Origin of the sequence: Pseudomonas sp. B21-012 (assembly GCF_024749305.1) — a bacterium.
Taxonomy (GTDB): Bacteria; Pseudomonadota; Gammaproteobacteria; order Pseudomonadales; family Pseudomonadaceae; genus Aquipseudomonas.
Genome location: NZ_CP087197.1, coordinates 5,294,124 through 5,314,024 on the forward strand (window position 1 = coordinate 5,294,124; position 19,901 = coordinate 5,314,024).

Below are 19,901 nucleotides of genomic sequence, written 5' to 3' on the forward strand. Positions count from 1 at the left end.
AGGGAACCCCCCGATGATGGAAATTGATATCACCCTGTTGCTGACTCTGGCGTCGGTAGCGCTGATGGCCGGCTTTTTCGACGCCATCGCCGGCGGCGGCGGGCTGATCACCCTGCCGGTGCTGTTCGTGGCCGGCATCGACCCGCTGGCAGCGATCGCCACCAACAAGTTCCAGGCCGCCTCGGCGACGGTCTCGGCCACCTTTGCCTTTGCCCGCAAGGGCATGATCGACTGGAAGCGCGGCCTGCCCATGGCGGCCATGGCTTTTGCCGGTGGCGCCCTCGGGGCGCTGTCGGTGAGCCTGGTGCCCAAGAGTTTCCTCCAGGCCTGCGTACCGGTGCTGCTGATCCTGGTGGCCGCCTACTTTGCCTTCAGCCCCAAGCCGGACGAGCAGCAGCGCAAGGCGAGGATCTCGATCAGCCTGTTCTGCCTGGCGGTGGCGCCGGTGATCGGCTTCTACGACGGGGTGTTCGGCCCCGGCGTCGGTTCGTTCTACATGGTGGCCTGCGTGGTCCTGCTCGGCCAGCCGATGCTGCGCGCGGTGTGCAACAGCAAACTGCTCAACGCCGCCTGCAACCTCGGGGCGCTGTCGGTGTTTTCCCTGAGCGGCGCGATCGTCTGGCCGCTGGCCCTGGCGATGGCTTGCGCGGCCTTCGTCGGCGCGCAACTGGGGGCTCGCTGCGCGGTGCATTTCGGTCCTAAACTGATCAAGCCGCTGCTGGTCTGCGTGTGCTGCATCATGGCCCTCAAGCTGCTGCTCAGCGCCGGCAATCCCCTTGGCGAATGGCTGCAACATCAGTTTCTATAGGCGGTGTCCATGCACCTGGAAGCAATTTCGACCCAACGGTCCACCTGGCAGTACGACGAACCCGCGCCGGCTACCGAGCGCTTCATCAGCGAAACCTTCGACGGTTTCCAGCAACAGGCGCGGCTGCTTATACCTGACCAGGAGCGCGCTGCGCCGATGTTCGTGATCGGTGGCGCGCGCTCGGACTTCACCCGCCTCAACCCGCTGCTGTATCGCCTGCAGCAGCAGGGGATCGGCTCACTGACCGGCAACCTCTCCGGCCACAGCCTGGCCGCCGAGCCCGGCGCGCCGCAGCCGTCGCTGACCACCAACCTGGAAGAAGCGCAGCGCTTTCACCGGCATATCGCCGAGCGCTGCCAGACCCTGCTCGGCCACAGCCTGGGCGGCGCCATCGCGCTGAAACTGGCAGCGCAAACGCCCGCCATCGACAAACTGGTGCTGATCTGCCCGGCGGTTTACCCGGACGCCGCCCACCAGGCGCCGTTCGGCCCGGCCTTCAGCGCAGCGATCCGCCAGCCCTACGGCTTTCTCGACTGCGACAGCTACGAGTTTCTGCGCACGTTTGCGGGCCGGGTGCTGCTGGTGATCGGCGAATTCGACGGGCTCAACTCCAAAGCCTACGGGCAAGCCGAAGGCACCTCGGCCGGCACCTTGTGGCTGGCCGGCGCCCAGCGCTATAGCCCGATCCCTGAAGAAGTCACCCAGGCCCTGCTGCGCGCCGTGCCGGCACCGCACCTGGAATGCCTGCTGCTGACCGACTGCGATCACGGCATTGCCGCACACCTGCGCGACAAGCCGGCGGTGGCCGATCAGGTGGCGCAGGTGGTGGCCGAGTTCATTCTCGGCTAAGCGGGTTATTCAATCTCGAACAGGCCGTTGCGGATCGGCCCGGCGCTCAGGCGTTCGCGCACGTCATCGTCAATCCGTGGATCGTCCGGGCGGTACAGCTTGACCTGGCGGTAGGCGCTGATGCGGTTGATCTCGGTGCCGAGGAACTCCCACACCACCCGGGTGCAGGCCGGGGTACGCCGGTCACCACTGGAAACCCCGGTCTTGAGACCGTTGAGGCGGGTGATGCGGCTCTTGAAGCTGGGAATGAGGATGGTCTGGCTCATCTCGTTGACGGTCAGCGATTCGTAATCGAGCAGAAACAGGCGGTCCTGCAACTGGAACGCCGCGCCCAGGTAACGGCAGCGCACCCAGTCTTCGGCCTGCACATCGGTACTGCTGGAGCGCTCCTGACGCTCCTGGCGCTCGAACAGAAAACTGCCGCGCTCTTCGCGCAGGTGCACCAGCGACAGCAGGATGGAGCCGGGTACCGACATGCAGTTGGAGTATTCGAAGTAGTAACCGCAATAGCGCGACAGGTTGCCGGCGTGTTCGCGCAACGGCCGCAGCAGCTCGGCCAGCGGATCGTTGTGGCTGAGCGCCTGGTTGGCGGTACTGCGCGCACCAATCAGGCGCGCGAACTGCTCCGGCGGCAAACCCAGTTCGTAATCCTCGACACCGAAGAAATCGCCGATGCGCTTGAGGTTGTACGCCGTCGGCTGGCTTTGCCCGCTCAGGTACTTGTTGAACTGTGCACGATTGATCGACAGCTGCCGGCAAACTTCCGAGATAGAGCGGTAGTGGCTGCAGGCGAGCTTGAGATTGGCGCCGAGATGTTCGCTCATGTGAGCCGTTCCAGGTGATGCGACAGACGCCAGTTTAGCATCAAGTCGCATCAACTGAGAGCAACCCGCGAAATTGTAACCAGTCTTGTCATGACCAACCATGCGCCCCACGGACACGGCGCATCGACGCCGACCTGTCGTCTTTCATGCGAAGAATAAGAATCGAGGTCATTTCATGCTCGAAGCGCTCAACGATTTCCTCTCGGGGAAACTCCTCATCGTGCTTATCGTCGGACTCGGCAGCTACTTCACCCTGCGCTCCCGTTTCGTCCAGTTCCGCCATTTCGGCCACATGTTCAGCGTCTTCAAGGAATCCCTGCGCGGCCAGGCAGGCCAGCTGAGCTCGTTCCAGGCGCTGATGCTGAGCCTGGCCGGCCGCGTCGGTGCCGGTAACATCGCCGGTGTCGGCATCGCCGTGACCCTCGGCGGCCCGGGCGCGGTGTTCTGGATGTGGGTGACCGCGCTGGTGGGCATGTCCAGCAGCTTTTTCGAGTGCACCCTGGCCCAGGTCTACAAACGTAGCGACGGCGACGGCCTGTACCGTGGCGGCCCGGCCTACTACATCCAGCACGGCCTGAAGCTGCGCTGGATGGCGATGGTGTTCGCGATTCTGCTGCTGGTGACCTACGGCTTTACCTTCAATGGCCTGCAGTCCTACACCGTGACCCACTCGCTGCAGAACGCCTTCGGCTTCGAGCCGAAATACACCGGTATCGCCCTCGCCGCCCTGCTCGGCCTGGTGTTCATCGGCGGTATCAAGCGTATCGCCTCGGTGTCCGACCTGCTGGTCCCGGTCAAGACTCTGGCCTACATCGGCGTGACCCTGTACGTGATTTTCACCCAGATCGAACACGTGCCGGCCATGCTCGAAACCATCGTCAAGAGCGCTTTCGGCCTTGATCCGGCCTTTGCCGGCCTGCTCGGCAGCGCTATCGTCATGGGCGTCAAACGTGGCGTGTTCGCCAACGAAGCCGGCCTTGGCAGTGCGCCGAACGTCGCCGCCGTGGCCGCGGTGAAACACCCGGCCGCCCAAGGTGTGGTCCAGGCGTTCAGCGTGTTCCTCGACACCTTCGTGATCTGCACCTGCACCGCACTGCTGATCCTGCTGTCGGGCTTCTACACCCCAGGCTTTGAAGGTGACGGCATTGCCCTGACCCAGAACTCCCTGGCTGCGGTAGTCGGTGACTGGGGACGGATTTTCGTCAGCGTCGCGCTGTCGCTGTTCGTCTTCACCTGCATCCTCTACAACTACTACCTGGGCGAAACCAGCCTGCAGTTCTTCACCCGCAACCGCCTGGTGCTGCTGGGCTACCGCGGCCTGGTACTGCTGCTGATTCTTTGGGGTTCGGTGCAGAACCTGTCGACCGTGTTCGCTTTCGCCGACATCACCATGACCTGCCTGGCGTTCGTCAACCTGGTGGCCCTGGCGCTGCTGTTCAAGGTCGGCCTGCGGGTGATGCGCGACTACGACGAACAGCGCCGCGCCGGTATCGCCCAGCCAGTGTTCGATGCGTCGAAGTTTTCTGACCTGGACCTGGACCCGGCTGCCTGGCCAGTGAATCCGCAGGTCGAGACCCGGACCGACGTCAACGTCGCCAACGCACAGACGCAGAGCTGACATGCGCGCCGTCAACAACCTTCTGGTGCTGTACACCGGCGGCACCATCGGCATGCTGCAAACCCCGCAGGGCCTGGCGCCTGCCGGCGGCTTTGAAGCGCGTATGCGCGAGCACCTGGAGCAAATGGCCCATGCACCGCTGTTGAGCTGGCGGCTGCGCGAACTGCGGCCATTGATCGACAGCGCCAACATGCAGCAAAGCAACTGGCTGGCCATGCGCGAGGCGATTGTCGAGGCGGTGGAGCGCGATGGCCACGACGGTATCCTGCTGCTGCACGGCACCGACACCCTGGCCTACACCGCATCGGCGCTGTCGTTTTTGCTGCTCGGCCTGCCAGTACCGGTACTGCTGACCGGCTCGATGTTGCCGGCCGGCACCGCCGACAGCGACGCCTGGGACAACCTTTGCGGTGCCCTGCGGGTGATGGCATCCGGTATCGACAATGGCGTGCAGCTGTATTTCCACGGCCAGCTGCTGCACGGCGCGCGCACGTCGAAGCTGCGCAGCGAAGCCTTCGATGCCTTCGCCGCGCTGCCGCGTGAGCGCGATGGACAACGCGCCGAGTCGCTCCCGGCCTGCCTGGATTACCGCCAGCCACGCCAACCGGTAAACCTGATGGTGCTGCCGGTGTTCCCCGGGCTGCAGGTCGGCCATCTGCGCGGCCTGCTCTCTAGCGGCGTGCAGGGCTTGCTGCTGGAGTGCTACGGCAGCGGCACCGGGCCATCGGACGATCAGGACCTGCTCGATGCGCTGCACGACGCCCGCCAAGGCGGGGTGTTGATTGCGGCCATCAGCCAGTGTCCGGAAGGCGCGGTGCACTTCGACACCTATGCGGCCGGCAGTCGCCTGCGCGATACCGGCCTGGTCAGCGCCGGCGGCATGACCCGCGAAGCGGCGCTGGGCAAGATGTTCGCCTTGCTCGGTGCCGGGCTCGATGTGCAAGCGGCGGAACACTGGTTCGCCCAGGACCTGTGCGGCGAGCGCGCCCAGTAGAAATGGCGGAAGGCAGCGGGAGTCGAACCTGCCCGGGAACGGCTGCCGTCCCCAACCGGGTTTGAAGCCCGGCCGCGCCACCGGGCGCGATTGCCTTCCTTAAACGGGTTACTGCCCCGGCGCCTGGGCCAGGGCATTGTCGGCGCGAACCTGGCGTCGGTCACCGACACGCCGGGTCAGGCCGATGCGATCGAAGTACTCGAGTATCTGCACACTGCGCTTGCGCCCGATCCCCAGCACATCGCGAAACGCCGCCACCTGCACCACCGGATCGTCGCTGGCCAGCTGCAAGAGCATAGCCGCCATTTGCCGGATCGTGGCCTCAGGATAGAACAGATCGCGCACCACCTGGTGCACCTGGCCCAAACGCCCAAGCTTGCGCAGCAACAGGCGCACCTCGGCTTCATCGACTTGTAGTGACCTGGCCAGGTCGCGTACCCAGGGCGGGTCGAACAGCCCCTCGACCAGCAATGGCTGCACCTGGCTCCACAGCTGCGAGTCAGCATCGCTCAAGCGTATCTGGTGCTCGGGCAGGTGCAGCCAGGGCCCGCTGCTGACCAACCTGCCGCTGGCGAGCAGTTCATCCACCAGGCTGATGAAGGCCGGGCGCTCAAGGGTCAGGCCAACAAAGCGGCGCAGGCGATCGCGATCCGGGCCGAGCTGGTCCGGCTCCTGTTCATGAAACCGCGCCAGCCCCTCCAGCAACGCCGTTTGCAATGTTTGCCAATGCTCATCGGTGAACAGCAGCGGGCCTTGGCGAGTGGCGATTACCTGGACATTGGCCGGCAGTTGCCAGCGGCTGCGCAGGCGATTGAACTGGCGCTCCAGGCGTTGCGGGTCGAGGCCCAGGTCATCACTGGCCAGCAGCGCCGGCAAGGCCTGCTCAAGGCTGTCGGCGCCAACCAGGGCCTGCAACTGGGCAATGCGCGCCTCGCTGCGGCGCTGGCGCGCAGGTGCAAAGGGATCGAGCACCCGGCCGCCACCGAGGGTACGTTGCGCACGCTGGTCACGCAGCACCAGGCGATCACCGTGCACCGCCTGTACCGGTGCATTGGTGAGCAGTTGGGCGAACATGCGCTTGCCCGGTAGCACATGCTCGCCCTGCAACAACGCTACCCGGGCGGTGACATCCTGGGTGCCCAGGTGCACATGCACCGGGCTGAAGTGCTCGAAGGCGCGCAGTTCGCTGGCCAGCAGTTGCAGCTCGATGTCCACGCGCTGGGTCGGCGCATGCAGCCACTCGGCAAGCAGCCAGTCACCGCGGTGAATCTGCTCAAGGGCCAGGCGCTCGGCACTGATGTTCAAGGCCACCCGCTGCCCAGCTTGGGCCTCGACGGCGGCCTGGTTCTGCGCATGCAGGCCACGCACCCGCACCGGCTTGCCGGCTTTGCCGAGCAGCAAGCTGTCACCCAGTTGCACACGCCCGTCCAGCGCCGTGCCGGTGACCACGATGCCGGCACCGGCAACCGCAAAAGCGCGGTCAATGGCCAGGCGAAAACCGCCCAGGCTGCTGCGCTCGCTAACCTCAGCCTGAGCCGCCAGCAAGGCCTGGCGCAGCGCCTCGATGCCCTCGCCAGTGACGCTGGAAACTGCAAACTGCAATGCCCCCGCATACGGCCCGGCAGCCAGCAGCACGCTGACCTGGGCTTGCACTTCCTGCAGCCGCTGCGGCTCGACCCGATCACACTTGCTGATCACCACCAAGGCCTGGGGAATGCCCAGCAGCTCGACAATCGCCAGGTGCTCGCGGGTCTGCGGCATTACCCCGTCATCGGCGGCAACAACCAGCAGCACCAGGTCGATGCCCTGGGCGCCAGCGAGCATGTTGTGGATAAACCGCTCGTGGCCGGGCACGTCGATAAAGCCGGTTAGAGCTGCGCCAGGGCTGAGTGCGGCATAGCGATAACCGAGGTCGATGGTCATGCCACGTTCGCGCTCTTCCCGGCGCTGGTCGCCCGCCTGGCCGGTCAGGGCCTCGAGCAAAGCGGTCTTGCCGTGGTCGATATGCCCGGCGGTACCGATAATCACGCCTGCACCTGCGCCAGTTGCGCCAGCCACGCGGTTTCGTCATCGAGCTGGCGCAGGTCCAGCCACAGCGCATCGTCATCGATGCGCCCGAGCACTGGAATCGGCAAGGCCCGCAGCGCGCGTTCCAGGCCATGCAAGGCGCGACCGCGCAGGCGCTTGGACACCTGCGGGCGCACGCACAAGGCCGCACTGGGCAGGCGCGCCACCGGCTGGCTGCCGCTGCCGATCATGCCCAGTGCGGGCTCTGCGCTGACCGTCCACTGTTCGCCCAGCTGTTGCGCCAACGCTGGCTGCAAGCGCTCGGCCTGCTGGTGGATCTCGGCCTGCGGCCGGGTCAGCAGGCGCAGGCTGGGCAGGCGCTCGGCCAGTTGATCAGGATTACGGTACAAGCCCAGCACCGCCTCAAGCGCTGCGAGGGTGAGCTTGTCGACCCGCAAGGCGCGCTTGAGCGGGTTCTTTTTGATCCGCGCGATCAAGTCCTTGCGCCCGACAATGATGCCAGCCTGTGGCCCGCCCAACAGCTTGTCGCCGCTGAAGGTGACAAGATCGGCGCCATCGGCCAGGGCCTGGCGCACAGTCGGCTCGGCCGGCAGGCCCCAGCGGCTCAAGTCGAGCAGGCTGCCGCTGCCGAGGTCTTCGAGCAGGGGCAGTTCATGGTGATGAGCCAACCGCGCCAGTTCTGCGGTCGGCACCTGGGTGGTGAAGCCCTGAATGCTGTAATTGCTGCAATGCACGCGCATCAACAGGCCGCTGCGCGGGCCGATGGCCGCCTCGTAATCGCGGGCATGGGTGCGATTGGTGGTGCCCACCTCATGCAGCTTTACCCCGGCGCGGGCCATGATGTCGGGAATGCGAAAAGCGCCACCGATCTCGATCAACTCACCACGCGAGATGATCCCCTCTTTGCGCGCACCGAGGCTGTTGAGCGCCAGCAGCACGGCCGCGGCGTTGTTGTTGACCACGGTGACGGCTTCGGCGCCGGTGAGCTCGCGGATCAAGCCTTCAATCAGGTCATCGCGATCGCCGCGCTTGCCGCTGGCCAGGTCGAACTCGAGGTTGAGCGGATAGCGGGCCGCCAGTTGCACGGCGTCGATGGCTTCCTCGGGCAGCAAGGCCCGGCCCAGGTTGGTGTGCAGCACCGTGCCGGTGAGATTGAAGACCCGCCGCACCTGGCTGCGGTGGCGAACCACCAGGCGCTCGCCGGCGCGGCCGAGCAGCACCGGCGCGGCCAGTTCAGCGGCGTCCAGTTGGCCGAGCCGGGCGTCCTCGCGCAGGTCGTCGAGCAACTGACGCAAGGTCGCCAGCAGCGCGTCGCGGCCGTAACGCTCGGTCAGCGGCTGGCTGGCGGGGTGACGCAACAGAGTGTCGATGGAGGGCAGGCGGATCGGGAGCTTGGCGAGGTTGGACGGCATGCAGACGGTTCTCAACTTCAGTGGGCGCTGGCCATGGGCAAAACCTCAGTGTAGACCCGATCTCACTCCCCTCCCGGTGCCAGCAAAAGGTTCGGCGCCAGGCGCTGGAAGCCTTCCTGATCCAGGCGCAGGTCCAGCGCCAGGCAGGCAAGGTCGGCCGACAGCGCTTCGGCATCGGCGTCGTTTTCCAGGTAGATATGCTTTAGGTAGGTGTTGCAGCCCGGACAGCATTCGGCCTGCAGCGGCGCCTTGGCGCTGGCGTAGCGGTCATCCTCGAAGCTGAAGTACTTGAGGCCCTTGCTCTGTTCGCAATACACGCATTTGACCCGCACCACATGCCATTCGCAGGCACACAGCGAACACACCAGGTAACGTAGGCCGTTGTACTTGCCGCGATGGCGGATGACCCCGGCCATGGCCGGCGAGCCACAGGCCGGGCATTGGCAGAGGCTGTCCGCCGCTTTCAGTTCGACCCCCTGCAGGCTCAGCAGCCAATGGCTCCAGGCCGCCTGCAGTGCCGCCCCCAGGAACGGCACCAGCGCCGCCGGCACCAGGCTGTACGAACCTGTGAGCAAGGCGATGGCCCACAGCTTGCGCTGTTCATCGCCAGCGCGTTGCAGCACTGACACGGCATCGGCCACGGCGCCACTCGAAGCCGGATAGCGCTGCAACAACGCCTGTAGATAAGCCAGCCAATGCCCGTCGCGCACCAAGCTGTCGGCGGCCAGCGGCGGCAAGCCATGCTCGACGCACAGGCGCTGGCGTTCGCTGTCGCTGGGAGCTGCGGCAGGCGGCTGGTCGAGCAGGCTCTGTTGCACATGGCAGAGGCCGGCCAGCAGACGCAGGTAATCCGCCAGCGGGTTGCCCTCGGCCAGTTGCTCCAGGCGCTGCGCACGCAGGGCGAACAGGTTGCTCGGCGGCAGGTAGAGAAACGGCGGCGTGCTGGCCGCCGCTTCGATCTGCCCGGGTTCCAGAAGAGTACTCAAGCGCTCATCCTTTTTTATTGATCGGCGGTGGCGGCTGTTTGTCGCCGGTCACTTCCCGATACCACAGCTCATGGTGTTTTTTCGCCCAGGCGCGGCTGACCCAGCCATGCAGCATGGCGCTGACCGAACCCTTGATCCAGATCCCGGCGTAAATATGGACGATGATACTCAGCACCAGCACGAACGCCGCCAGGGCGTGCGCCAGGGTCGCCAGGCGAATCGAACCGATACCGAAATAACTGCTGAAGTAGGCCCGCCAGATCACCACGCCGCTGATCAACAGCACCAGCATGCACAGCAGCAAGGTCCAGAACAGCAGCTTCTGCCCGGGGTTGTACTTGCCGATTGGCGGTACGCCCTCCTCTTCGTTGCGCATCACCCGGTCGATACGCTTGAGCCATAGGCGGTCGTTGGCGATGAAGTAGTTCGCCCGCCAGAAACGCAGCACCAGGCCAACAAAAAACACGAACATCAACACGCCCATGAACGGATGCAAAATCCGTGTCCACGGCCCGCCGCCGAACAGATGGCTGAGCCAGAACAGTGCCGGGTGAAACAGTGCCAGCCCCGACAACCCGGCCATGATGAACAGGATCGCCACCAGCCAGTGATTGGTCCGTTCGTTGGCGTTGTAGCGCAGGATAGGTTTGTCGTTCATGGTCGTTCCTCCCCTTGCCCGCCCGGCCGGTTCGGGTCATAGACATGCACCGCCGGGTCGACCACCTGCACACTGGTATCCGCAGGGCTCGGGTGCTCGTCCTCTTCGACCCGCTGCGGGCCGACGCGCACATAGTGGAAGAACCCGGCGAGCACCGCCGCGCCCATGGCCAGCAGCGCCAGCGGCTTGGTCACGCCTTTCCACAGGCCTACCAGCGGGCTGATGATCGGCTGGTCCGGCAGGCCCGCGTACAAACGCGGGGTATCGGCATGGTGCAGCACGTACATCACGTGGGTACCGCCGACACCATCGGGATCGTACAGGCCGGCGTTGTCGAAACCCCGCGACTTGAGGTCGACGATGCGCTCGGCGGCGTGCTCCTTCATGTCCTGCTTGCTGCCGAAGACAATGGCGCCGGTCGGACAGGTTTTCACACAGGCCGGCTCCAGCCCCACCGACACCCGGTCGGAACACAGGGTGCACTTGTAGGCCTTGTGGTCCTTCTGCGAGATTCGCGGGATGTTGAACGGGCAGCCGGTGATGCAGTAGCCGCAGCCAATGCAGTGGTCCTGGTTGAAGTCGACGATGCCGTTGGCATGCTTGATGATTGCCCCCGGGCTCGGACAGGCCTTCAGGCAACCGGGATCGGCGCAGTGCATGCAGCCGTCCTTGCGGATCAGCCACTCCAGGTTGCCGTCGCCGGTCTCGTGCTCGGTAAAGCGCATCAGCGTCCAGGTTTCGGCGCTCAGGTCCTGGGGGTTGTCGTAGGTGCCATGGTTGTGACCGACCTCGTCTCGCAGCTCGTTCCATTCCGAACAGGCCACCTGGCAGGCCTTGCAACCGATGCACTTGGTGGTGTCGATCAGCTTGGCCACCTCCTCCAGCTGGCGGATCGACGAGGGCGGCGTGGTGGTGGCCGAACGGGCGATGATGTCTTGGCTAGCCATCAGATTTTCTCCACGTTGACCAGGAACGACTTGGATTCCGGCGTCTGCGTATTACCATCACCGAGGAACGGCACCAGGGTGTTGGTCAGGTAGCCGTGGCGGGTACTGCCGGTGAAGCCCCAGTGCAGCGGGATGCCGATCTGGTGCACGGTCTGGTTGTTGACCTGCAACGGCCGGATGCGCTTGGTGACCACCGCTACCGCCTCGATATGCCCGCGCTTGCAAGTGACCCGCACGCGGTCGCCGGCGACGATGCCCTTCTCTTGCGCCAACACTTCGCCGATCTCGACAAACTGCTCGGGCTGGGCAATGGCGTTGAGCTTGCAGTGCTTGCTCCAGAAGTGGAAATGCTCGGTCAGCCGGTAGCTGGTCGCCGCGTAAGGGAAATCCTTGGCCTGGCCAAGGGTGTCCCACACCGAATCGAAGATGCGCCCGGCCGGGTTGCTGGTCGCCTGCTTGTTGTTCGGGTGCAGCGGGTTGATGCCGATTGGCGTTTCGAAAGGCTCGTAGTGCTCGGGGAACGGGCCTTCGTTCATCTTGTCGACGGCAAAGAAGCGCGCCACCCCTTCAGGGTTCATGATGAACGGGTTCATGCCGGCTTCTGGCGGCACGTCTGCCTTGTAGTCCGGGGTATCGGTGCCGCCCCAGGCTTTGCCGTTCCACCACACCAGGCGCTTGTTCGAGGCCCACGGCTTGCCTTGCGGGTCGGCCGAGGCGCGGTTGTAGAGGATCCGCCGGTTGGCCGGCCAGGCCCAGGCCCAGCCGAGGTTCTGCTTCATGCCGAATGGGTCGCTGTTGTCGCGCCGGGCCATCTGGTTACCCTGCTCGGTCCAGCTGCCGCAGAAGATCCAGCAGCCAGAAGCAGTACTGCCGTCATCCTTGAGCTGGGCAAAACCGGACAACTGCTGGCCGGCCTTGAGGGTAGCGCCAGTGGCATCGGTAAGGTCGCTGACGGCGTTGCCGTTGAGCTCCCTGGCCAGTTCTTCGGGCGACGGCTCATCGGCTACCTTGTAGGGCCAGCTGAGGTTCAACAGCGGCTCGGCAAAGGCGCCGCCTTCGGTCTGGTAGCGTTTGCGCAGGCGCAGGAACAGCTCACTCATGATGCGCACGTCGGTGCGGGTTTCCCCCGGGCCGTCGGCGCCCTTCCAGTGCCATTGCAACCAGCGGCTGCTGTTGACCAGCGAGCCGTCCTCTTCGGCAAAGCAGGTGGTGGGCAGGCGGATGACTTCGGTCTGGATAGCCTCGCTCTGCACGTCGTTATAGGGCCCGACGTTGCGCCAGAACTCCGAGGTCTCGGTGGCCAGCGGGTCCATCACCACCAGCCACTTCAGCTTGCTCAGGGCCGCAGTCACGCGGTTTTTGTCCGGCAACGCGGCAATCGGGTTGAAGCCCTGGCACATGTAGCCGTTGACCTTGCCCTGGCCCATCAGGTCGAACATCTTCAGCACGTCGTAACCGGGAATATCCAGCTTCGGCAGCCAGTCGTAGCCCCAATGGTTCTCGGCACTGGCATTGGCGCCATACCAGGCCTTCATCAGGCTGACGTGGAACTTGCCGTAGTTCTGCCAGTACGACAGCTGCCCCGGCCGCAACGGTTTGAGCGCCCGCTTGGCGATGTAGGCGTCGTAGTCCTGCTCGGCATCGCCCGGCAGGGTCAGGTAGCCCGGCAAGGAGTTCGACAGCAGGCCGAGGTCGGTCAGGCCCTGGATGTTGGAGTGCCCGCGCAGGGCATTGACACCGCCACCGGGCATGCCGACGTTACCCAGCAGCAGTTGCACCATCGCCGCACTGCGAATGATCTGCGCACCGATCGAGTGCTGGGTCCAGCCCAGGGCATAGAGGATCGTCATGGTCTTGCCCGGTTGCGAGCAGGTGGCGATCTCTTCCCAGATCTTCAGCATGCGGTCTTGCGGCATGCCGCAGGTCATGCTCGCCAGTTCCGCGGTGTAGCGGCTGTAGTGCAGCTTCATCAGCTGGTAGACGCAGCGCGGGTCCTGCAGGGTCGGGTCGACCTTGGCAAAGCCGTCCTCGCCCAGCTCGTAACCCCAGCCGGACTTGTCGGTGTAGCTGCGCTTGGCCGCGTCATAGCCACTGAACAGGCCATCCTCGAAGCCAAAGCCGGCTTTGACGATAAACGACACGTCAGTGTAGTTGCGCACGTACTCGTGCTGGATCTTGTCGTTACTCAGCAGGTAATTGATCAGGCCGCCCATGAAGGCGATATCGCTACCGGTGCGAATCGGCGCGTAGTAATCGGCCACCGACGCGGTACGGGTAAACCGCGGGTCGACCACGATCAGCCGGGCCTTGTTATGGGCCTTGGCTTCGGTCACCCATTTGAAGCCGCACGGGTGCGCTTCTGCTGCGTTGCCGCCCATCACCAGGATCAGATTCGCGTTGGCGATATCGGTCCAGTGGTTGGTCATGGCACCACGGCCGTACGTCGGGGCAAGACTTGCCACCGTCGGGCCATGTCAGACACGCGCTTGGTTATCGAACCCCAGCATGCCCAGGCTGCGAATGACCTTGTGGGTCAGGTAACCGGCTTCGCTGGACGCCGCCGATGCCGCCAGAAAACCCGTGGTCAGCCAACGGTTGACCGTCTGCCCCTGGGCGTTCTTCTCGATGAAGTTGGCGTCGCGGTCGGTCTTGACCAGATCGGCGATACGGTCCAGCGCCTCATCCCAGGACACCCGCGTCCACTCGCTGCTGCCGGGCTTGCGCACTTGCGGGTACTGCAGGCGGCTGGGGCTGTGGATAAAGTCGAGCAGGCCGGCGCCTTTCGGGCACAGCGTACCGCGGTTCACCGGATGGTCGGCGTCGCCTTCGATATGGATGATGTTCTGCGCAACGTTCTTGCCGCCGTCCCCCTGGCTGTACAGGATCAGGCCACAGCCGACCGAGCAATAGGGGCAGGTGTTGCGCGTTTCCTTAGTGTGCGCCAGCTTGAAGTGGCGCACCTGCTCGGCGAAGGCAGGTGTCGGGGCCATGCCCAACGCTGCCAGGCTCGAGCCTCCAAGGCCAACTGCTGCGACCTTGAAGAACTGCCGACGGTTGAGATCCATCGTGCACTCCTGATCAGGTGGTGGACGCGCGGGACGTTGCCGGCGTCTCTTGAAACGATCACGGTGGCGGCAGATTGATGGCCGCCAACTGTCACTCTAGTCAAGATTCCCGGGAGCGGGATGAAAACGGATTGTCGGTCGGCGAAAAGCAAAACGCCCGGTGCGATGCACCGGGCGTTTTGAGGGTATTGCGGTCAGCGTGGCGAATCAGAACGGGGGTACTGACAAAAGTCTTTAACTGACTGAATAAATTACAATTTTCTTTTAAATCAGGCTTTCTTGGCGAATTTTTGTAAAGAAAAGCTCTTTAAAATCAACGCTCGAGCAATACGTCAGATTCTGTAAAGAAGGCAACCTTGATCTTTGTAAAGCAATGGGAGCGTGTCAAAACCGCTGCAGGAGGCCAAAAAAAGGGGTTGAGCAATGCGTCCTGTAAAGATTTCTGTAAAGCTCCCTTTCCCTAATAATGGAAGCCTTTGAACCGATCCAGATTTAGAGCGTGACAGCATTAGAACCTCTGCTCCACGCGTCGGTAGACTGTTCGTGACCTGTAGTATCAATGCAACATTCTGATCGCCTCCTCAAACGAATACACTCGCGTGAGGCACGTTGCCACCAACCAGTTACGCTACGGATAACCGCATGGCATTCATGGCGAATGGGCTGGGCTAGAGGATGATGACGACCATCCAGTGGGCTCCCCTGAATCAGCCTAGCGTGCGTCGGCATCCACGATCCATCTCTCGCCCAACCAACAACAGCGACTGAACGGCAAGGTAAGAATTATAATCATGCGTCGCGATTCAAACCTTGGATGGCATGCGACACTTTTGGTACGCGCTCCCCAGCTAAGACTATCGTGAAAAATATTTATGAACTTCATGGGCTAGCTTTTCCAAGCTCACAGGAACCTGTTTGGTCTCCTCCATTTTCTTTATGACAAACTTGGAGAAGTCATTCTTTTTCATCCAACTAATACGATTAGCAATCAATCTACGGCATTTTTCATCAGCAACCTTCTCGGCCAAAATGCTGTTAAAGGATTTATCAGCGCTTAAAGTTTGAGAGTTAAGTTTGACCACGTCCGGGCGTGGCTCCAGCCAAAGCTTCGACTCTGCATGATCCCAAGCCGCAGCACCGCACAGTTCTTCAATCGCGATGGATAACTCAAAACCTGATTTTAGCGCCTGCCGGAGCTCATCATCCCCATTAATCTTGTTGAGCTTGAAGTATTTTATTTTTCCCTTCAGATCTAATGAGTCTGCCCGTTGACTTAAGGTGGTTTCTGCCGCCGCACCTGCCTCGTCACCATCCAGCAGAACTGCAGTGCGACCTTTCACATCCGTCATGACGGCCCGAGCGGTAGCATATCCGACAACCCAGTTAGTGCCAGCCCCAGATCCTGATTTAGTTACTATTTGGAATGGAATGGTTGGGCCGAACAGTATAGAGCAGGCCTTTTCAAGAATGAGCTTATCCGTATCACCCTCAACGCAAAGCACAGACTTATCCACATGTAGGGACTGCCCTTCAATTTCTCTCAACTGCTCAAAGAGATGATGTCGCTGATCCAAAGCAACTTTCAAGTACGGCTCGATAAAGGGCATCAATCCCAGCCCATTATCCAATGCCACAGTTGTTGTGGAATCTAAAAAGGTCGTTGCGCCATTAATGCGAGAGGCATATAAAGCGCGTGCTTTATCTTGTGACTTTGCTATGCTATAAAATGCAGGCGAATGCGTAGTAAGAAGTACCTGAATCACATCTGAGCATCGGTAAAACTCTTCAGCCTCTTCAACCTGCCTAGCCAACTCTAGATTATTTTCAGGCTCTTCATACCCAAAAATTGTTTCGGGTGAGGGTCTGCCTTTCGCGAAGTTCGCCTTCCGTTGATCAGCTAAAAATCGCAAAATTACAGGAATATGTCTACCTTGCACACCATCACCTCGGTGCTGCAATGGTGTCGCGGCATGCTTATCCGCTGTTTTGAAGTCGAGGATTTCGAAAAGACTGCCCAAGTCCGTCGGCAAAGAGAATTCTGTCTTTAGATTTAATATCCTCAATGCCTCATCTTCAATTCCTCGTACTTCTGCACGTAGACTCTTCAAGAATTGCCCTGATGCCCTAGCGAGTTTCGGCGCGATAGTCTCCGCCAAGGTATTATGCAATCTTCTCTTAAGCGTGTTGAAAAACTCCTCTCCACGAATCGCAGGTACGTATTCATAGCCTATTTGACGTAACCAATACTCCGTTTTTGAACGCGAGCTAAAATCTTTATCACTAACCATCCTCAAATATTCATCGTATGGCATAGTAGCTTCTTCGCGCCATGTTCTTCGCCACACAACAGGATCATTATCGGTGTAATTTTTCGGCGGTTGAATCTCGAGCTCAACCATAATTTCCTTCGCCCTGTTTGCACGACCTACGGCGCTTTGGCTGTAGTCATCTGCAAATACCAGCTGCCTACCTATGTCTGTTTGATTATTAAAGAAAAGATTCAATGCTCGCAAAACATTACTTTTCCCTGAATCATTGGCGCCTGCCAAAATGGTGTAATTACCAGGCAGAATTTCCACATCAACTAATGAGCGAAAATTTTTAATCTTGATTCGGGTTATGTACACGTGCGCTTTCCATATGCGTGAGCTCGACCGGTCAAGCTATTACATCACGCAACAAATATCAATATGACATCACGCAACACCTTATGTTGTCTGTCACGCCCCGAAGGATGGACTGTTTAGTGAAGCAGGATTCGAGACAGGTCTCTCACTACCAAACGCAGGTCATTACATTAGGCGCGGGCAGCCTCCCCCATGTCGTCATAAAGGCGATCTCCCCTAAGCTTCCTTGTGAGCTGCGTCACTGGCAGTCGAGCCAGATGCCCTTCAGCCAGATCGCTGGCGTGGCGAGAATACAGCGTCACAGTGCCTCGTGCTGTGTCACGCAGAGGCACGTAAGCGCTGACCCTGGACTGGGCAATATTCAGTATATTCAGCACATGAGGGTTCAACGAAGCCGTCGACAGGTGATCAACTGCCGTTCGTTCCGGGTACTCAAACCGTTATGCTCGCAAAGCACGCCCATAGAGATGGATGACCAAGGTAGGTAGACAAGCATGAAATGGAAGTCTCGTACGCTGGAGCAAATAGCGGTGATGATCTGCGGGGACAAGCCCGAAAGCTACTTCCGCTACCTCAGCGGCCCCGACTTAACCCGGTTTTTCAAAGACGCTGATACGGATTTCACTCACGACGGCACCACACGCAGGTTCTGGGTCGCCGACACCCTCCAGAAGACTTTGGATTTTCCAAGCGCAAACTCTTTGACGCCACCTGATGCCATGCTGCGCGTCATTCGGCTGCTCATGGACAGCGAAGACGCTTTCAACGAAGAGCCGCCTCGACTGAAAGCACTCGCGGCCCTAAATGGAGCAATCAAGCGAGAGGGATTCGAAGCATTCTATGGCCAGGACGACCAATGCTACCTTCGGCATGTCGGAAGCGGTACGGTGGCTAACGAATCGGCTAGCCCTCACCGACCATTCACGGCGGCAGAAACGGAAAAGAAGGCTTGTCTAGTCGCCTACCTTGATGGCTGCTCTGAGGATGACCTGATCGAGCACGTACTGCTCCCTTTGTTTCGTCAACTGGGCTTTACCCGTATCACCTCAGCAGGACACAAAGACAAGGCTCTGGAGTACGGGAAAGACATTTGGATGAAGTTTGTGCTACCTACTCTTCATGTCATCTACTTTGGCATTCAGGTGAAAAAAGGGAAGCTTGACTCATCTGGCGTCACCAAAGGGGGACAGGCTAACGTTGCGGAAATTCATAACCAAGTGCTGATGATGCTTGGCCATGAGATCTTCGACTCCGAGCTGAACAGGCGCGTACTGGTTGACCATGCGTTCATCGTTGCTGGTGGCGAAATCACCAAGGCTGCTCGGAACTGGATCGGAGGCAAGCTTGACCAGTCCAAGCGAAGCCAGATTCTCTTTATGGACAGGGAGGACATCGTGAACCTCTTCGTGGTGTCGCCGCTGACGGTGCCTCAAGCACCGAAAACTTCTCACGATCCGTTCGACGACCCAATTCCCTTCTAGCCTCACGCCAGCCTATACCCGAGCCTGACCTACCAGCGTCGCCACCGAGCGTCCGGCAATGCACCGCACCGACCATCAGGGATGACAAATGCCTTCACTGCGTCCTTCTCAATACGCCATGCAACAGCGCATCGATGACGGCCCTTTCCTTCGGTTTGATCTCGAAGACACTGGAGCTTTGAGTGAGGTAGAACTCTCGGCCATTGAATCCGATGATGAATACGAATCTATCGGTGAACAGATCTATGGCATTTCCAGGGTCTATTACAGCGACGTCGCCTTGTCAGACGATGAGCCAGGTTGGCACCTTCTGCTGGAGGTTGCGCCCTCTTCCCTGACCATTTACCCCATCAACCCGAGGTTCGATCATCCCGAGTACGGCCAGCCCCGATATCACGGAATCAGGTCGCTCATCATTACAAGACCTGTATTTACACCGTACTCACATCCAACCACTCCCTACGAAGTTGATGAGTTGCTCGATGGGCTCCCGGAAGGTCTCTATACGGATTGGCGTTACGGTCTGGGGTTCATGTACGAATACAGGTGCATCGTCCAGGCGCTGAGCAGCCTAAACGGAGTCGATACCATTGTGATCCACGGGGGTGCTGGTCATAACGATGCCAAACTCAAAGGGAACGAGTTTTACCTGGGCGTTGATCGTCTAGAACAACTGCGGAAAAGCCTGGATCGGTTAACCCAGCGCCACCAGCGAGAGACAGCTTCTGACAAGAAGCTGGCCTGTTACACCAGCCTGCTTCATCAAGCGGCGCCAGAGCTCTATCCACCTCGTGCTAGAAAACTACCCCCTGATCTGCTTGCTAGCCTCGTGTCTTTAGGATCAATGTCACCACGGCTTTCGCCTAAAGATCAGCAGCAGGCAGCCAAACTCACAGAGCAGAACGTTCCCGCGCTCGCTAAGTCCGCACCCAGCTCACTGTACAACCTCAAGGCAGAAATCGAGCTGGTTACACTCGGGGAGCTCATTGAGGTCTATCGAAAAATGATGGACAACAAAGTAAGCGAACCTCGATGGCAGCGCTTCTTGAGCGAACACCCATTCGTGCTCGACATGGCATTTGGGTATCCGGTGAAGAAGATTGCAGACCAGCCATACATCGGTGGTAAGGGCTTCAGTGGCCGGGGCGGTCAGTTCTCGGATTTCCTAATGGCGGCCAGAGCAACCGGAAATCTTGCCCTCATCGAGATCAAGCACCCTCAGACTGAACTGCTCGGTCAGTCATACCGGCAGACATTCGTGCCTTCCTATGAGCTAAGCGGTGCAGTCGGTCAGATCATTAGCCAACGCAGCGTGCTGCAACGGGAGGTCTTCGGTCTGTCCCAAGAGCTTGATGAGCGCGTTTACGCACACGCCATTGCGGCAATCGTCATCATTGGCCGAACCCCCAAGGATCTGGCAAAACAGCGTGCCTTTGAGCAGTATCGTAGCGGCCTGAAGGATGTATTGGTGGTGACTTTTGATGAGCTCCAAGTACGACTGGAGAGCATCCACCAAGCCCTCACGCCCAAGCCGCCGATGGAGCCTGAGCCAATTAGCGATGAAGATCTGCCGTTCTGAGCCTATGGCAATCAAAATTGCGCGC

Annotated in this window: 14 protein-coding genes and 1 tRNA gene; 6 read left to right on the forward strand and 9 right to left on the reverse strand. The window is 60.8% G+C overall.

All coding sequences use genetic code 11. The features are described 5' to 3' along the window. Nucleotides 1-13 precede the first annotated feature (13 nt). Nucleotides 14-808, forward strand: a complete 795-nt coding sequence (locus LOY37_RS24300; RefSeq protein ID WP_045199995.1) for a TSUP family transporter — start codon at nt 14-16, stop codon at nt 806-808. A gap of 9 nt (nt 809-817) precedes the next feature. Next, nucleotides 818-1,657, forward strand: coding sequence for an alpha/beta hydrolase (locus tag LOY37_RS24305; RefSeq protein ID WP_258608260.1), 840 nt, complete (start codon nt 818-820; stop codon nt 1,655-1,657). Nucleotides 1,658-1,662: 5 nt separating this feature from the next. Here the strand turns inward: LOY37_RS24305 and LOY37_RS24310 are convergent, their stop codons facing one another. Continuing rightward, entirely contained in the window at nt 1,663-2,481 is an 819-nt protein-coding gene (locus tag LOY37_RS24310) for a helix-turn-helix transcriptional regulator (protein ID WP_045199998.1), read from the reverse strand. A gap of 175 nt (nt 2,482-2,656) precedes the next feature. On the opposite strand from LOY37_RS24310, the gene LOY37_RS24315 reads away from it, so the two are divergent. Together LOY37_RS24315 and LOY37_RS24320 are read left to right on the forward strand one after the other, a co-directional pair. Further along, complete coding sequence (locus LOY37_RS24315) at nt 2,657-4,099, forward strand: sodium:alanine symporter family protein (protein WP_045200000.1); 1,443 nt, start codon at nt 2,657-2,659, stop codon at nt 4,097-4,099. 1 nt (nt 4,100) lies between these two features. Continuing rightward, nucleotides 4,101-5,093 carry an asparaginase gene (locus LOY37_RS24320; RefSeq protein WP_258715902.1) on the forward strand — a complete coding sequence of 331 codons (993 nt, stop codon included), beginning with the start codon at nt 4,101-4,103 and terminating at the stop codon, nt 5,091-5,093. Between the two features lie 3 nt (nt 5,094-5,096). Here the strand turns inward: LOY37_RS24320 and LOY37_RS24325 are convergent. The 8 genes from LOY37_RS24325 to LOY37_RS24360 form a co-directional block, all read right to left on the reverse strand. Then, a tRNA-Sec gene (locus LOY37_RS24325) sits at nt 5,097-5,192 on the reverse strand. Between the two features lie 9 nt (nt 5,193-5,201). Continuing rightward, nucleotides 5,202-7,121 carry a selenocysteine-specific translation elongation factor gene (gene selB / locus LOY37_RS24330; protein WP_258715903.1) on the reverse strand — a complete coding sequence of 640 codons (1,920 nt, stop codon included), beginning with the start codon at nt 7,119-7,121 and terminating at the stop codon, nt 5,202-5,204. After that, nucleotides 7,118-8,533, reverse strand: coding sequence for an L-seryl-tRNA(Sec) selenium transferase (selA, locus tag LOY37_RS24335; protein WP_258715904.1), 1,416 nt, complete (start codon nt 8,531-8,533; stop codon nt 7,118-7,120). Before selA ends, selB begins: the two co-directional genes overlap by 4 nt. 62 nt (nt 8,534-8,595) lie before the next feature. Next, nucleotides 8,596-9,519 carry a formate dehydrogenase accessory protein FdhE gene (gene fdhE, locus LOY37_RS24340; RefSeq protein ID WP_258715905.1) on the reverse strand — a complete coding sequence of 308 codons (924 nt, stop codon included), beginning with the start codon at nt 9,517-9,519 and terminating at the stop codon, nt 8,596-8,598. A 4-nt stretch (nt 9,520-9,523) separates the two neighbouring features. Then, the gene (locus tag LOY37_RS24345; RefSeq protein WP_045200010.1) at nt 9,524-10,177 is read right to left on the reverse strand and encodes a formate dehydrogenase subunit gamma; all 654 of its coding nucleotides are present in this window, start codon (nt 10,175-10,177) and stop codon (nt 9,524-9,526) included. Continuing rightward, on the reverse strand, nt 10,174-11,124 hold the full coding sequence (gene fdxH, locus LOY37_RS24350; protein WP_045200013.1) for a formate dehydrogenase subunit beta: 951 nt from the start codon (nt 11,122-11,124) through the stop codon (nt 10,174-10,176). Before fdxH ends, LOY37_RS24345 begins: the two co-directional genes overlap by 4 nt. Next, the gene (gene fdnG, locus LOY37_RS24355; protein ID WP_258715906.1) at nt 11,124-14,189 is read right to left on the reverse strand and encodes a formate dehydrogenase-N subunit alpha; all 3,066 of its coding nucleotides are present in this window, start codon (nt 14,187-14,189) and stop codon (nt 11,124-11,126) included. Before fdnG ends, fdxH begins: the two co-directional genes overlap by 1 nt. 854 nt (nt 14,190-15,043) lie before the next feature. Beyond that, nucleotides 15,044-16,816 carry an ATP-dependent endonuclease gene (locus LOY37_RS24360; RefSeq protein ID WP_258715907.1) on the reverse strand — a complete coding sequence of 591 codons (1,773 nt, stop codon included), beginning with the start codon at nt 16,814-16,816 and terminating at the stop codon, nt 15,044-15,046. Between the two features lie 494 nt (nt 16,817-17,310). Between LOY37_RS24360 and LOY37_RS24365 the strand changes: the two genes are divergently transcribed. Together LOY37_RS24365 and LOY37_RS24370 are read left to right on the forward strand one after the other, a co-directional pair. Continuing rightward, nucleotides 17,311-18,297: a restriction endonuclease gene (locus LOY37_RS24365; protein WP_258715908.1), complete on the forward strand. Its 987-nt coding sequence runs from the start codon at nt 17,311-17,313 to the stop codon at nt 18,295-18,297. Nucleotides 18,298-18,385: 88 nt separating this feature from the next. Further along, complete coding sequence (locus LOY37_RS24370) at nt 18,386-19,876, forward strand: Shedu immune nuclease family protein (RefSeq protein ID WP_258715909.1); 1,491 nt, start codon at nt 18,386-18,388, stop codon at nt 19,874-19,876. Nucleotides 19,877-19,901 lie beyond the last annotated feature (25 nt).